Here is a 14,312-nt window from a genome sequence, read left to right as displayed (position 1 = left end):
AATCTGGAACTCAACGAGGAGCTTCAATGACACTGGCAGACTTCCGACGCCCGACCACCCGCATCCCCGGCGGTGAATGGTTCAGCGGCGCGGGCTTCGGCATCTTCGTGCACTGGGACCAGGCATCCCAGCAGGGCATCGAGATCTCCTGGCCGCTCGTCGGCCGCTCGATCATCCCGGGTGTGGATGCCGTGGACGACGCAGTGACCGTCGCCGGATACCAGGCCACCGCGCCCACGTTCGACCCGCAGAACTGGGATGCCGCCGACCTCGCGCGCCGCGCGAAGGCGGCCGGCGCCACCTACATCGTCTTCACCGCGCGCCACCATGCCGGATACAACATGTTCTTCACGGAGCAGTCGGACTTCGGGGTCGAGCACGGCCCGTTCGGTCGCGACATCACCCGCGAGTTCGTCGACGCCGTGCGCGCCGAGGGCCTCAAGGTCGGCATCTACTACAGCCTCCCGGACTGGAACCACCCCGACTACCCGGCGTTCCGCGACGAAGACCTGCCCTACAAGCTCGAGCACTGGCCCGCCGCCGGCATGCCCGAGTTCGCCGACACCCCGGATGCCACCGATCGTCACCGTCGCTCCAGCCCCGAGGAGTGGTCGCGCTACCTCGAGTACGTGCGGGCGCAGCTGACCGAGCTGCTCACGAACTACGGCACGATCGACCTGCTCTGGTTCGACGGCGACTGGGAGCGCTCGGCGGCGGAGTGGACCGCTCCGGGTCTGCGTCGCCTGATCAAGGAACTGCAGCCCGACGTCGTGATCAACGACCGCCTGCCCGGGCAGGGCGACTACCGCACGCCCGAGCAGGGGTTCCCGCTCACGGTGCCCACCGGACCGTGGGAGCTGTGCCTCACGATCGGCGACCACTGGGCCTGGCGCACGCACCCCGACAACGAGAAGTCGGCGCGGTCGCTGCTGGTGACCCTCATCGACGTGGTCGAGCGCGGTGGCAACCTGCTGCTCAACGTCGGCCCCGGCCCCGACGGCACCCTGCCCGAGGTCGAGAACGAGCGCCTGCAGGAGTTCGCCGACTGGATGCACGCGCACGCCGAATCCGTGATCGGTGTGGAGCCCACGCAGGGCATCGACTTCCACGGTCCGACGACCGCCCGCGAAGGGCGCCTATATCTGCACCTGACCGCGATCCCGGTCGACGAGATCATCGTGCGCGGTCTGCCGGTGCGGCGCATCACGCGGGTGCACCGGCTCGCCGATGGCCTCGAGCTGCAGCACGACGCCAGCTTCGAGGTGCACGAGGCATCCACCGCCGGCGACGACTCCGGCGAGCTGCGCATCGTCGCGCCGGCATCCCCCAGCGGTGCCCTCATCGACGTCATCGCCATCGACTTCTCCACCGAGTGATCCCCGAGTGATCCGAGCAGTACCGCAGTAACCCGAGCAACACCCCCTCAACAACACACGCATCAGTTGCAGCATCCAATGAAGGAGGCAGTCAGTATGAATGCAGTCTCGAACCGGCGCGCGAAGCGCCTCATCCTCACCGGCGTCGCCGGCCTCAGCGCCCTCGCTCTCGCGGGGTGCGCGAGCGGCGGCGGGGGAGGCGGCGGCGAGGCGGGCGGCCCGCTCGTGCTCTACACCTGGGCCGCGAGCGAGGGCGACCAGGCCCAGTGGGCCGACTTCATCTCCGGGGCGCAGGCCGAGGATCCCGACCTCGACATCTCGGTCGAGGGACCGAGCTTCTCCGACTACTGGACCAAGGTGAAGACCCGCCTCTCGGGTGCCAACCCGCCCTGCCTGCTCACGACCCAGGCCGCCCGTGCACAGGAGCTCGGCGACCTGCTCATGCCCCTCGACGACCTGATCGAGAAGAGCGGCTTCGACATCGAGAACATCGACGAGTCGATGCTCAGCGGCATGACGGTCGACGGCACGATCCGTGCGATCCCCTACGACGCCGAGCCCATCGTGCTCTTCTACAACGTCGAGGCGTTCCAGGCCGCCGGCCTCGAGCTGCCGGGGGCGACCTACACGCGCGACCAGTTCGTGTCGGATGCCAAGGCCCTCACCGACGGCGACAAGAAGGGCCTCGCGCTCGCGCCCGGCATCTTCATCCCGAACGCGTGGTCGCTGGCCGACGGCGTGCCCGCGGTCACCGAGGACGGCGAGCTCGACCTCACCAACCCCGAGTTCGTCGAGCAGATCCAGAGCTTCTTCGACCTCGTCGCGGTCGAGGGCGTCGCGAAGGCCCCCGAGGCCGCCGACGGCTCGGAGGTCTCGCAGCAGGCCTTCACCAGCGGCGAGGTGCCGATGCTCATCGAGGGTCCGTGGATGTACGGCAGCTTCGCGGATGCCGCGGACTTCACCCTCGGCGTCTCGATCGTTCCGTCGACCAGCGGTGAGGCCGCGGCGATGACCGCCGGCTCCGGCTTCGGCATCGCGGCGAACTGCGACCGCCCCGACGAGGCGTTCGCGGCCATCGAGGCGCTCACCTCGCTGTCGGTGCAGGAGAAGCAGGCCGAGGCCCGCGGCATCGTTCCCGCCCGCATCGAGGCGCTCCCGGCCTGGGCCGAGGGCAAGACCGAGGGCTCGTCGGAGGTCGTCGAGGCTCTGCTCTCGAACGCGACCCCGCAGCGCACCACCCCGACCTGGAACCAGGTCGAGACCCTGATGACGCAGTACGGCGTGCAGGGCTACCGGGCTGAGCTGACGGCGGAGGAGATCATGGACACGATCACGAACTCGGTCGCGGGCTGAGCGGATGGCGATCATGAGCGACCGGAGCGAGGCCACGGCCTCCTCCGCGATGCCCGGCGTGGCGGGGGTGCCCATCGGCGCCCCCGCCCCGCCGGGGCCGCGGCTGCCGCGTCGGCGTGGGAACGGGTGGGTGGCGGTCGCGTTCCTCGCCCCCGGGATGATCGGGTTCGTCCTTTTCATCCTCACCCCGCTGTTCGGGTCGGCCTTCATCAGCCTCTTCGACTGGAAGCTGTTCGGAAACCCGGATTTCATCGGCCTCGAGAACTACGTCAAGCTGTTCCGCGACCCGACCTTCTACACGGTGCTCGGCAACACGGTCATCTTCGCCGTGGTCTACACGGCGCTGAACCTGTTCGTCGCTCTCACGATCTCGCTCTGGCTCAACACCCGCATGAAGGCCGCGGGCGCGTGGCGGGTGATCTTCTTCCTCCCGGTCATCACCCCGATGGTCGCGAACGCCCTCGTCTGGCGCCTGCTGCTCTCGCAGGACGGTCTCGTGAACTCGATGCTCGCCACCGTCGGCATCGACGGACCCAACTGGCTCTCCGACTCGGCCTGGGCACTGCCCTCGGTGATCGCGATGTCGGTGTGGCAGTCGTTCGGCTACAACGTCATCGTGCTGTCGGCGGGACTCAGCGCCATCCCGAAAGAGCTGCTCGAGGCATCCCGCATCGACGGCACCAGCGCCTGGCAGCGACTGCGGTACATCATCCTCCCGCTGCTCTCGCCCTCGCTCTTCTTCTGCTCGACCATGACGATGATCGGCGCCTTCCAGGTGTTCGTCCAACCGCTCTTCCTCACGCAGGGCGGCCCGGGCGAGAGCACCAACACGTTCGTGCTGTACCTCTACCGCAACGGCTTCGTCTTCGACCGGCTCGGCTACGCCTCCGCCCTCGCGTGGATCCTCTTCGTCGTGGTGATGCTCATCACGGCCCTGCAGTTCGTCGGCCAGCGCAAGTGGGTGAACTATGAGTGATCGTGACCTCTCGGCGACCGCGCTGCTGATCCTGCCGCGCCGTCGGCACCAGCGCCGATCGACCCTCAAGGAGTGGCTGAACACCGCCGCGATCGCGCTCGTCGCGCTGATCTTCGCGTTCCCCTTCATCTGGATGTTCCTCACGGCCCTCAAGCCCGAGAACGAGGTCTTCACGGCGACGCCGCAGATCTTCGGGTCCGAGATCCGCTGGGCGAACTTCGTCGAGGCGTGGACGGTCGTGCCCTTCGGGCGCTTCATCCTCAACGGGCTCATCGTCGCGATCGCCGGTGCCGCGCTCTCGGTCGTCGTCGCCGTGCTCTCGGCCTATGCCTTCTCGCGGCTGCGCTTCAAATTCCGCGACAAGCTCTTCCTGCTGTTCGTGCTCACGCTTGTGCTGCCGCAGGAGGTGCTCGTCGTGCCGCTGTTCATCATGATCAACAGCTGGGGCTGGAACGACACCTACGGCGCGCTCATCATCCCGTTCGCCTTCACCGCGTTCGGCACGTTCCTCATGCGCCAGTTCTTCCTCACGATCCCGATCGAGTACGAGGAGGCCGCGCTCATCGACGGCGCCTCGCGCCTGCGCACGCTCTGGTCGGTGCTGCTGCCGCAGCTGGTCGCACCGCTGAGCGTGCTCGCGGTCTTCTCGTTCATCGGCTACTGGAACTCGTACCTGTGGCCGCTGATCATCATCAACACACAGGACATGGCGACCGTGCCGCTCGGGCTGGGGATGTTCACCGGCCAGTTCGGCACGCAATGGTCGCTACTCATGGCGGCGTCGACGCTCGCCGTCATCCCCTCGTTGATCCTCGTGCTGCTGCTGCAACGGCAGCTCATCAAGGGGGTCACCCTGGGCGGACTCGGAGGACGATGATGAACGCATCGCAGAACACCGGCTCGAGCATCCTCGACGCCACCACCACCACGGCCGTCGCAGATGTGACGGCGGGCAGCCGGATCGTGCACGTCGAGGCGCAGCTCGTCGACCTGCCGGTCGAGACCGTGCGCACCGACGCCATGCAGACCTTCGTCAAGCAGGAGACGATCTTCGTGCGGATCCGCACGGCCGACGGCACCGAGGGCGTGGGCTACAGCTACACGATCGGCACGGGCGGCGGGGCGGTGCTGAGCCTGCTGCGCGAGACGCTGCTGCCCGCACTGATCGGGCTGGAGGCCGAGAGGCCCGAGGCGGTGTGGCTCGCGCTGTTCGGCATCACCCGCGCCACCACCGTCGGGCCGATCACCGCGCTGGCGCTCGCCGCGGTCGACACGGCGGTGTGGGATGCGAAGACCCGCCGCGCCGGCCTGCCGCTGTGGGTCGCCGGCGGGGGAGCCTCGCCGTCGATCCCGATGTACGACACCGAGGGCGGATGGCTGCACCTCTCCGTCGACGAGCTCGTCGCGCACGCGGTCGCCTCGAAAGAGCGCGGCATGGGCGGGGTGAAGATCAAGGTCGGCAAGCCCCGCGGTCACCAGGACCTCGAGCGTCTGAGGGCCGTGCGCGACGCCGTCGGCGACGACCTCGACATCATGGTCGACGCCAACCAGTCGTTCACGGTGTCGGAGGCGGTGCGCCGTGCGCGCCTGTTCGAGCAGGTCGACGTGTTCTGGTTCGAGGAGCCGCTGCCCGCGGAAGACATCGAGGGCCATCGCCAGCTCGCCCGGTCGACCTCGGTGCCGGTCGCGGTCGGCGAGAGCATGTACTCGATCGGCCACTTCCGCGAGCACCTGCAGCGCGGGGGCGCCTCGATCGTGCAGCCCGATGTCGCGCGGGTCGGCGGCATCACGCCCTGGCTCAAGATCGCGCACCTGGCGGAATCGTTCAACGCCCCCGTCGCCCCGCACTTCCTCATGGAGCTGCACGTGTCGCTCGTGTGCGCAATCCCGAACGCCCTCTACCTCGAGCACATCCCGCAGCTGCGCGCCGTCACCACCGACGAGCTGCGCATCGAGGGCGGTCGCGGCTGGGCGCCGACCACGGCGGGCCTCGGCATCGCGTGGGACGACGAGGCGCTCGGGCGGTTGATCGTCTCGTGACCCGTCCCGTTCCCGTGCGCATCGGTCGCGGCGGACTCTCGGCCCCGCCGATCGGGTACGGCGCGGCCGCGCTCGGCAACCTCTACAGCGCGCTCGCCGACGATGCCTGGCCCGAGGTGGTGCCCGCGGCGTGGGCCGGCGGCATCCGCTACTTCGACGTCGCCCCGCACTACGGTCTCGGTCTGGCCGAACGGCGGTTGGGCGAGAGCCTGCGGGCGCTGCCGCGCGAGGAGTTCATCGTCTCGACCAAGGTCGGACGGCTGCTCGTGCCGCAGGATGCCGCGGGCCGCACCGACATCGACAACCTGTTCGCCGTGCCCGCCGATCATCGGCGCGTGCGCGACTACTCGCGCGACGGGGTGCTGCGCTCGATCGACGACTCGCTCACGCGCCTCGTCCTCGACCGGATCGACCTGGTGCTGGTGCACGACCCCGACGACTTCGAGGCCGAGGCGCTCGACGGCGCCTTCCCCGCGCTCAGCGAGCTGCGCGACCAGGGCGTGATCCGCTCGTTCGGGGCGGGCATGAACCAGAGCGCTATGCTCGCCCGGTTCGTGCGCGAGACGGATGCCGACGTGATGATGGTCGCCGGGCGTTGGACGCTGCTCGACCAGTCCGCCGGCGACGACCTGCTGCCCCTCGCCGCCGAGCGCGATGTCTCGGTGCTCGCCGCGGCCGTCTTCAACTCCGGCATCCTCGCGACCGATACCCCCGGGCAGGGGAGCCTGTTCGATTACGGTCCCGCCGACCGCGCGGTCGTCGAGCGCGCGCAGGAGATCGCGCGCATCGCGCATCGGCACGGCCGCACGCTGCCCGAGCTGGCGGTGCAGTTCCCGCTGCGGCATCCGGCCGTCGCGGCCGTCGTGCTGGGCGGGGCCAGCGCCGCCCAACTCGCGCAGAACAGCGCGCTCGCCGACCGACCGGTGCCGGAGGAAGTCTGGCGCGAACTGCAGGAGCAGGGCCTGCTGGGAACGGATGCCTCCGCGCGGCAGCCGCGGGCGCGAGAAGGGCAACCCGTACGATGAGACTCATGTTCAGCGACGACGAAGCCCGTGGACCACGGGCTCTGCCCGCCCGCCGTGCCCTCGTCGACGACGTCTACGACGCCGTGCTCGGGCTGCTCATGGACCGGGTGATCGAACCCGGTGCCCGCGTGAACATCGACGCGGTCGCCCGCGACCTCGACGTCTCGCCGACCCCGGTGCGCGAGGCACTCACCCGCCTCGAGTCCGAGGGGCTCGTGATCAAGCGCGCGCTCAAGGGCTACGTCGCCACCCCGCTGCTCGATGCCGACGGCCTGCGCGACCTCTACGACATGCGCGAACTCCTCGAGCCCGAAGCGGCACGCCGCGCGACGACGCACATCGACGCCGAGACCGAGGCCGAGCTCGCCGCCTCGGTGGCGCAGATGCGCACGGCATCCGCCCCCGACGACGACGAGCACTTCGAGAACTACCGCCGCTTCATCGACGAGGACCTGCACTTCCACCACCTCATCGCCGAGCACGCGCAGAGCCCGCTGCTCTCGGAGGCGATCGTGCGGCTGCGCTCGCACATGCACCTCTACCGGCTCAACTTCCGCCACGACTTCGAAGACGACACGGTCAGCGAGCACGAGAAGATCCTCTCCGCGCTGCGCGATCGCGATGCGGATGCCGCGGCAGCCGCCATGCTCACCCACATCACCAACTCCTACGCCCGCCTCGGACCGGTGCTCGCGGCGCGCTCGGAGTAGCTCCGGGGCGGGACGCTTCGACAGGCTCAGCGACCCGGTCGTGGTGGGTCCCTGAGGTCGCGACCGTGGGTCCCTGAGCCTGTCGAAGGGCCCCGCCTCAGGGCCGCGGCCTAACGGTTCCCTAACGCCAGGTAGAATAGAACCAGACACCCGCCCGCCTGCGCCGTTTTCCCCCGGCCGACGAGCCCTGAGGAGCCGCGTATATGCTGACGCTCCTCGCCGTGTTCCTCCTCGGGTCTCTCCTGATGCCCGTTCTGGTGCGCTGGCTGGGGTCTCAGGCATTCGCGATCGCCGCTCTCATTCCCGCGGCGGCATTCGTCCATGCGCTGGTGATGACGCCGCAGGTGATCGACGGCGACTCCCCGTTCGTCTCGGTGTCGTGGATCCCGCAGCTCGGGCTGAACCTGTCGATGAACATGGACGTGCTCGGCTGGGTGCTCACGCTCATCGTCACGGGTGTCGGTTCGCTCGTTCTCCTCTACTGCCGCTGGTACTTCCACGACGACTCGGCCGGGATCGGCCAGTTCGCCGGCGTTCTGCTGGGCTTCGCCGGCGCGATGTACGGCCTCGTGCTCACCGACGACCTGGTCATGCTCGTCATGTTCTGGGAGGTGACGAGCATCCTCTCGTACCTCCTCATCGGTCACTACCGCCGTCGCGCGGCCAGCCGTCGTGCCGCGCTGCAGGCGCTGCTGGTCACCACGCTCGGCGGACTCGTGATGTTCGTCGGCGTCGTGCTGCTGGTGGTGGATGCCGGAACGTCGAGCATCCGCGAGATCCTCGCCGAGGTGCCGACCGGTCCGATGATCGATGCCGCGATCGTCATGCTCCTGATCGGCGCGATCAGCAAGTCGGCGATCTTCCCGTTCCACTTCTGGCTGCCCGGTGCGATGGCCGCTCCCACTCCGGTGAGCGCCTACCTGCACGCCGCCGCGATGGTGAAGGCGGGTATCTACCTCATCGCGCGCTTCGCGCCGATCTTCGCGCTGAGCCCCACCTGGCGTCCGATCGTGATCAGCCTCGGCATCCTGACGATGCTGATCGGCGGGTTCCAGGCGCTGCGCGAGACCGACCTCAAGCGCATCCTCGCCTTCGGCACCGTCAGCCAGCTCGGTTTCTTCGCCGTGGTCGTCGGCTACGGCACGCAGGCCGCGGCGCTGGCGGGGCTCGCGCTGGTCATCGGCCACGCGCTGTTCAAGTCGGCGCTCTTCCTCATCGTGGGTGTGATCGACCGCCAGCTCTCGACGCGTGACATCAACGAGCTCTCGGGCGTGGGCCGGCAGGCCCCGGTCATGACGACGGCGGCGTTCATCTCGATCGCCTCCATGGCCGGCGTCGCCCCGACCCTCGGTTTCGTGGCGAAGGAGTCGACGCTCACCGCCCTGCTCGATGATGCGATCGGCGGATCCGCGTGGGGACTCGTCGCCCTGATCGGCGTGATCCTCGGATCCATGCTCACTGCGGCATATGGCGTGCGCTTCCTCTGGGGAGCCTTCTGGACCAAGCGCGACGCGCAGGGCGATCGGATGCCGGACACCCCCTGGCCCGACCCGCCCGTCGGCTTCCTGTCGGCGCCGATCATCCTCGCGGGTGTCACGCTCGCCGCCGGCATCGGCGCTCCCGCGCTCGACGTCGCGCTGCAGGGGTACGCGGTCACGGCGACCCCCGGCCTCGACGCCGAGGGGCTGGCCGTCGAAGGCCCGGGGCACCTCGCCCTCTGGCACGGCTTCGAGCCGGCGCTCGGCATCTCGATCCTGTCGATCGTGCTGGGCTTCGGGATCTTCCTGCTCTCCCGCCGCACGGGCTGGGACCGCAAGGCCCGCCTGCTGCCGTTCACCGCGGCCGATGTCTACTACTTCGTCATGCGCGGTGTCGACCGGCTGTCGGTGCTCAGCACGACCCTCACCCAGCGCGGTTCGCTGCCCGTGTACGTCGGCACGATCTTCGTGGTGTTCGTCGCCGCCGAGGTCACGGCGCTCGTCGCGACCGACATCGACCGCTTCCAGTTGTCGGCCTGGCACACGCCGGTGCAGATCGTCGTGGCGCCGATCATGGCGGCCGCCGGTCTCTTCGCGGTGCGGGCGCAGAAGCGCTACACCGGAGTCGTGCTCGTGTCGGTCACGGGCCTCGGCATGGTGGTGCTGTTCGCGACCAGCGGCGCCCCCGACCTCGCGCTCACGCAGATCCTCGTCGAGACCGTCACGATGGTCACCTTCGCCCTCGTGCTGCGCCGCCTGCCCTCGAAGATGGGCGAGCACAACGCCTCGGTCGGGCGCATCCCACGGGCGCTGCTCGCGGTGGGCGTCGGTCTCACGATGGCGCTCGTCGCCGTGGTCGCCACGCAGTCGCGCATCCACGAGCCCATCTCCACCTCGTTCGCGCAGCTCGCCTACGAGATCGGCCACGGCAAGAACGTCGTCAACGTCGCCCTGGTCGACCTGCGTGGATGGGACACGATGGGTGAGCTGTCGGTGCTCGTGCTCGCCGCGACCGGTGTGGCCTCGCTCGTCTTCGTCACCCATCGCGCCGACATGCTCGCCGCCACCCTCAAGCTGCCGCGGTCGAAGCGCCGCCGCACGCAGAGCCGCCCGCTGGTCGAGACGACCGAGGGCATCCGTTTCCAGACCACCGAGAACGAGAGCAGCCCCCGTGCCTGGCTCGTCGGCGGAACGAAGATGAAGCCCGAGAACCGGTCGATCCTGCTCGAGGTGATCGTCCGGGTGCTGTTCCACACCATCATCGTGGTGTCGATCTTCCTGCTCTTCTCCGGTCACAACCTCCCCGGCGGCGGTTTCGCCGGCGGTCTCGTCGCGGGCATGGCGCTCGTCATGCGCTACATCGCGGGTGGCCGCTGGGAGCTCGGTGCAGCCGCACCCACCGACGCGGGACGCCTGCTCGGCGCGGGCCTCATCCTCGCGGTCGGCAGCGCGCTGATCCCCCTGTTCTTCGGTCAGGCGCCGCTCACCAGCACGTTCTGGGAGTGGGAGATCCCCGGCTTCGGCCACATGGAGTTCGTCACCTCGACGATCTTCGACGTGGGCGTCTACCTCGTCGTCATCGGCCTCGTGCTCGACGTGCTGCGCAGCCTCGGGGCCGAGGTCGACCGTCAGACCCAGGCGCTGCGCGATGCGCCGATGGTCTCGCGTGAGAGGCGGGGTGCCCACTGATGGACGTCTCGCTCACCCTCATCGTGATCATGGCCGTGCTCTTCGCCTGCGGCGTGTACGCGATGCTCGAGCGCAGCCTGACCCGCGTGCTCATCGGATTCCTGCTGCTCGGCAACGCGACGAACCTGCTGCTGATGATCGTCATGGGCGTGCCCGGACGCGCGCCGTTCTACGGTGTCGACGGCGAGATCAGCGATCCGCTCCCGCAGGCGCTCACCCTCACCGCCATCGTCATCACGTTCGCGGTGTCGGCGTTCCTGCTCGCGCTCATCTACCGCTCCTGGCAGCTGGGCCAGGCCGACACGGTCGAGGACGACGAGGCCGACATCGCGCTGCGCGAGCGCACCGACGCCGACGAAGATCTCATGGACGACGAGTCCGAGTCCGACGACGACGAGGCCACCACCGACTTCGTCGGCGTGCAGACCGCGCCGATCACGGTGCTCCACATGCGCGACCACTCGTCGATCCAAGACGACGCGCCCGTCGATCGTGCCTACGGCTCGTACGGGACGAATGCCTCCGCGGGCGTCCTCGATGCCGAATCGGCGCCTCCCGACGACGACGAAGAGGAGACCGAGTCCGTCGACGAAGCGGATGCCGAGGGATCCTCCTTCCGGACGGATGCCGACACCCACGCCGCCGATGCCGACGAAACGGATGCCGCGGACGCGGCCCGAGACACGGCTTTCGATCCGGCATCCGACGACAACGCCCCCGAGCACACCGATGAGGAGGATCGCCGATGAGCGTTCTGGTCCCCCTCCTCGTCGGGCTCCCGCTGCTGGGCGCCGCGATCACGCTCGTCTTCGGTCGCAACGCGCGCCTGCAGGTGTTCGTCACCGTCGTCACGCTCGCCGCCGTCTCGGTGATCGCCGCCGTGCTGCTGGTCGCCGTCGACGCCGGTGACACCCCGATCGCGGTGTCGGTGGGCGGATGGCCGGTGCCGTTCGGCATCGTGCTCTACGTCGATCGGCTCGCCGCCCTCCTCGTGCTGATCTCGAGCATCGTGCTGCTCGCCGTGCTCCTCTTCTCGATCGGCCAGGGTGCCGCCGACGGCACCGACGAGACCCCGATCTCGATCTTCAACCCCTCGTACCTGATCCTCGCGGCGGGCATCTTCAACGCCTTCATCGCGGGCGACCTGTTCAATCTGTACGTCGGGTTCGAGATCCTGCTCGTGGCCTCGTACGTGCTGATCACGCTGGGCAGCACCGAGTCGCGCATCCGCACCGGCGCCGTGTACATCGTCGTGTCGCTGGTGTCGTCGATCCTGTTCCTCGCGTCGATCGCGATGATCTACGGAGCCGTCGGCACGGTCAACATGGCGCAGATCGCCGAGCGCATGGCCGAGCTGCCGCAGGAGACGCAGCTCGTGCTGCACCTCATGCTCGTCGTGGCGTTCGGCATCAAGGCCGCCATCTTCCCGGTGTCGTTCTGGCTGCCCGACTCCTACCCGACCGCGCCCGCCCCGGTCACCGCCGTCTTCGCCGGATTGCTGACCAAGGTCGGCGTCTACGCGCTCATCCGCACCGAGACGCAGCTGTTCGCCTCGAACAGCATCGACACGCTGCTGTTGATCATCGCCCTGGCGACCATGGTCGTCGGCGTGCTCGGCGCCGTCGCGCAAGCCGAGCTCAAACGAATCCTGTCGTTCACGCTCGTCAGCCATGTCGGGTACATGATCTTCGGTCTCGCGATCGCGACGCCCGCGGCCATCGGCGCCACGGTGTATTACATCGTGCACCACATCGTCGTGCAGACGACCCTGTTCCTCGCCGTGGGGCTGATCGAACGAAGAGCCGGCAGCACCTCGATCCTGCGGGTCAAGGGGCTGCTGAAGATCGCGCCGGTCATCGCGGTGCTCTACTTCATCCCCGCGATCAACCTCGGCGGGTTGCCACCCTTCTCCGGGTTCATCGGAAAGTTCGCGCTCTTCGAGGCCGCGGCATCCGTCGGCACCCCCCTCATGATCGTGCTGATCATGGGCGGCATCCTCACCTCGCTCCTCACCCTGTACGCGCTCATGCGCGCCTGGAACCTCGCGTTCTGGCGTGAGGAGGAGGACTCGACCGAGACCGAGGGACGCATCTCGTACCTCGGCAACGCGCCCGCCGCCGATGAGCAGCAGGAGCGTCGCCGCATCCCCAAGATCATGACGCTCGCGACCGCCGGCATGGTCGGGGTCACCGTCGCGCTCACCGTCTTCGCGGGCCCGCTCTACGAGCTCTGCGACCGCATCGGCGAGACGCTGCTGCAGCCCGTCAACCTCGTGCAGCTCGAAGAGGAGGTGGGCGGATGAGTCCCGAGGGCAAGCGCCACTTCTGGCGCGACCTGCGCGCCCAGCTGCCGTTCCTCGCCTGGCTGGTCGTGCTGTGGATGCTGCTGTGGGGGCAGTTCACGCTGCTGGCGTTCGTCTCCGGACTCGTCGTCGCGGTGTTCGTGACCCGGGTGTTCCGCCTGCCGACGGTCGAGCTGTCGGGGCGGGTCAACGTCTTCTACGCCGCGCTGTTCGTGGTGCAGTTCCTCTGGGCGCTGCTGCGCGGTGCCGTCACCGTCGCCATCCAGGTCTTCGACTTCCGCAAGCAGCCGGGCACCGCCATCATCGCGGTGCCGCTGCGCTACGCCGACGACCTCGTCATGACGCACGTCGCTGTCGTGTCATCGCTCGTGCCGGGCTCGCTCGTGGTGGAGGCCGACCGTGATCGCCGCGTTCTCTACATGCACGTGATCGGCGTGGATGGGATGGACGACGTCGAGAAGCAGCGCCGCATCGTGCTGCGCTGGGAGCGGCGGGTGGTGCGTGCGCTCGGCGATCCCGCGCAGTATCGTGCGCTCAAGGCCGATGAGCGGGCACGCGTGACCGCCGCCGGATCTTCGACGAAGGGCGGTGCCCGGTGAACATCCTGCTGCTCGTGATCATGGTGGTGTTCGGCATCGCCGCGATCCTCACCGTCATCCGCATCTTCCGCGGGCCCACGATCCTCGACCGCGCGGTCGCCTCCGACGTGCTGCTCACCGAGGTCATGTGCGTGCTCGGTGCCGAGATGGCGATCAACGGCCATACGCGCAGCATCCCGGTGCTGCTCATCATCGCGGCGATCGGCGTCTTCGGATCGATCTCGGTCGCCCGCTTCGTCGCACGAAGGGACAACACGACGCCATGAACATGTTCGGTCTCGTCATCCCCGACGCCGTGATCGACGTCACGGTGCTCGTGCTCATCCTGCTCGGCGCGCTGCTCTGCCTCTCGGCCGCGGTCGGACTGCTGCACTTCCGCGATGTGCCGTCACGACTGCACGCCGCCACCAAGCCGCAGGTGCTCGGACTCGTGTTCATCTGCCTCGCGGTCGCCCTCGCGCAGCGCAGCGTCGGCGGCATCCTGCTGGGGCTGCTGCTGGTCGCCCCGATCGTGCTCATGCAGTTCGCGACCGCCCCGCTCTCGGCGCACATGGTCGGACGCCAGGCGTACCGCAACGGCTCCGCCGATCAGCGCCACCTCGTCGTCGACGAGCTCGCCGACGCCAAGCAGACCCCGCCCGCCGCGGGGTAGTGCGCGGGCGCGTCGGTTCACAACTCCGGATAATCAGGCACTATCCACCTGAATCTGTTGTCCTGAGCGCCATCCCATCAGTTTCTCCGGAGTCATGAACAAGCTGGGAGGG

Annotated in this window: 12 protein-coding genes and 1 pseudogene; all 13 read left to right on the top strand. The window is 68.7% G+C overall.

What is annotated here, in order from left to right; translation table 11 throughout:
- Positions 1 to 26: 26 nt before the first annotated feature.
- The 13 genes and pseudogenes from WFJ97_RS09740 (at position 27) to mnhG (ending at position 14,200) form a co-directional block, all read left to right on the top strand.
- A complete protein-coding gene (locus WFJ97_RS09740; protein WP_336641341.1) occupies positions 27 to 1,376 on the top strand; it encodes an alpha-L-fucosidase in 1,350 nt (449 codons plus the stop codon).
- 96 nt (positions 1,377 to 1,472) lie between these two features.
- Positions 1,473 to 2,729 carry an ABC transporter substrate-binding protein gene (locus WFJ97_RS09735; RefSeq protein ID WP_336641340.1) on the top strand — a complete coding sequence of 419 codons (1,257 nt, stop codon included), beginning with the start codon at positions 1,473 to 1,475 and terminating at the stop codon, positions 2,727 to 2,729.
- A 13-nt stretch (positions 2,730 to 2,742) separates the two neighbouring features.
- A complete protein-coding gene (locus WFJ97_RS09730; RefSeq protein ID WP_247623951.1) occupies positions 2,743 to 3,705 on the top strand; it encodes a carbohydrate ABC transporter permease in 963 nt (320 codons plus the stop codon).
- The gene (locus tag WFJ97_RS09725; RefSeq protein ID WP_247623950.1) at positions 3,698 to 4,582 is read left to right on the top strand and encodes a carbohydrate ABC transporter permease; all 885 of its coding nucleotides are present in this window, start codon (positions 3,698 to 3,700) and stop codon (positions 4,580 to 4,582) included. Before WFJ97_RS09730 ends, WFJ97_RS09725 begins: the two co-directional genes overlap by 8 nt.
- Positions 4,582 to 5,745 (top strand): mandelate racemase/muconate lactonizing enzyme family protein, encoded by a 1,164-nt coding sequence (locus WFJ97_RS09720; RefSeq protein WP_336641339.1) that lies wholly within the window; start codon positions 4,582 to 4,584, stop codon positions 5,743 to 5,745. Before WFJ97_RS09725 ends, WFJ97_RS09720 begins: the two co-directional genes overlap by 1 nt.
- Positions 5,742 to 6,770, top strand: coding sequence for an aldo/keto reductase (locus WFJ97_RS09715; RefSeq protein WP_336641338.1), 1,029 nt, complete (start codon positions 5,742 to 5,744; stop codon positions 6,768 to 6,770). Before WFJ97_RS09720 ends, WFJ97_RS09715 begins: the two co-directional genes overlap by 4 nt.
- Positions 6,771 to 6,775: 5 nt before the next feature.
- Positions 6,776 to 7,480 (top strand): GntR family transcriptional regulator, encoded by a 705-nt coding sequence (locus tag WFJ97_RS09710; protein ID WP_247623947.1) that lies wholly within the window; start codon positions 6,776 to 6,778, stop codon positions 7,478 to 7,480.
- Between the two features lie 203 nt (positions 7,481 to 7,683).
- Positions 7,684 to 10,647, top strand: coding sequence for a Na+/H+ antiporter subunit A (locus WFJ97_RS09705; RefSeq protein WP_336641337.1), 2,964 nt, complete (start codon positions 7,684 to 7,686; stop codon positions 10,645 to 10,647).
- Positions 10,647 to 11,142, top strand: a pseudogene (locus WFJ97_RS09700) (Na(+)/H(+) antiporter subunit C); the annotation flags it as partial. The gene WFJ97_RS09705 and the pseudogene WFJ97_RS09700, both read left to right, overlap by 1 nt.
- Before the next feature lie 250 nt (positions 11,143 to 11,392).
- The gene (locus WFJ97_RS09695; RefSeq protein WP_336641336.1) at positions 11,393 to 12,949 is read left to right on the top strand and encodes a Na+/H+ antiporter subunit D; all 1,557 of its coding nucleotides are present in this window, start codon (positions 11,393 to 11,395) and stop codon (positions 12,947 to 12,949) included.
- A complete protein-coding gene (locus WFJ97_RS09690) occupies positions 12,946 to 13,548 on the top strand; it encodes a Na+/H+ antiporter subunit E (RefSeq protein ID WP_336641335.1) in 603 nt (200 codons plus the stop codon). Before WFJ97_RS09695 ends, WFJ97_RS09690 begins: the two co-directional genes overlap by 4 nt.
- Positions 13,545 to 13,814 (top strand): monovalent cation/H+ antiporter complex subunit F, encoded by a 270-nt coding sequence (locus WFJ97_RS09685; RefSeq protein WP_247623942.1) that lies wholly within the window; start codon positions 13,545 to 13,547, stop codon positions 13,812 to 13,814. Before WFJ97_RS09690 ends, WFJ97_RS09685 begins: the two co-directional genes overlap by 4 nt.
- Positions 13,811 to 14,200: a monovalent cation/H(+) antiporter subunit G gene (gene mnhG / locus WFJ97_RS09680; RefSeq protein ID WP_336641334.1), complete on the top strand. Its 390-nt coding sequence runs from the start codon at positions 13,811 to 13,813 to the stop codon at positions 14,198 to 14,200. Before WFJ97_RS09685 ends, mnhG begins: the two co-directional genes overlap by 4 nt.
- Positions 14,201 to 14,312 lie beyond the last annotated feature (112 nt).

The sequence above is a fragment of the Microbacterium sp. USHLN272 genome (assembly GCF_037149655.1).
GTDB lineage: Bacteria > Actinomycetota > Actinomycetes > Actinomycetales > Microbacteriaceae > Microbacterium > Microbacterium galbinum.
The sequence above is the reverse complement of the archived record's forward strand: the minus strand, read 5'-3'. Positions and strand labels throughout refer to the sequence as shown.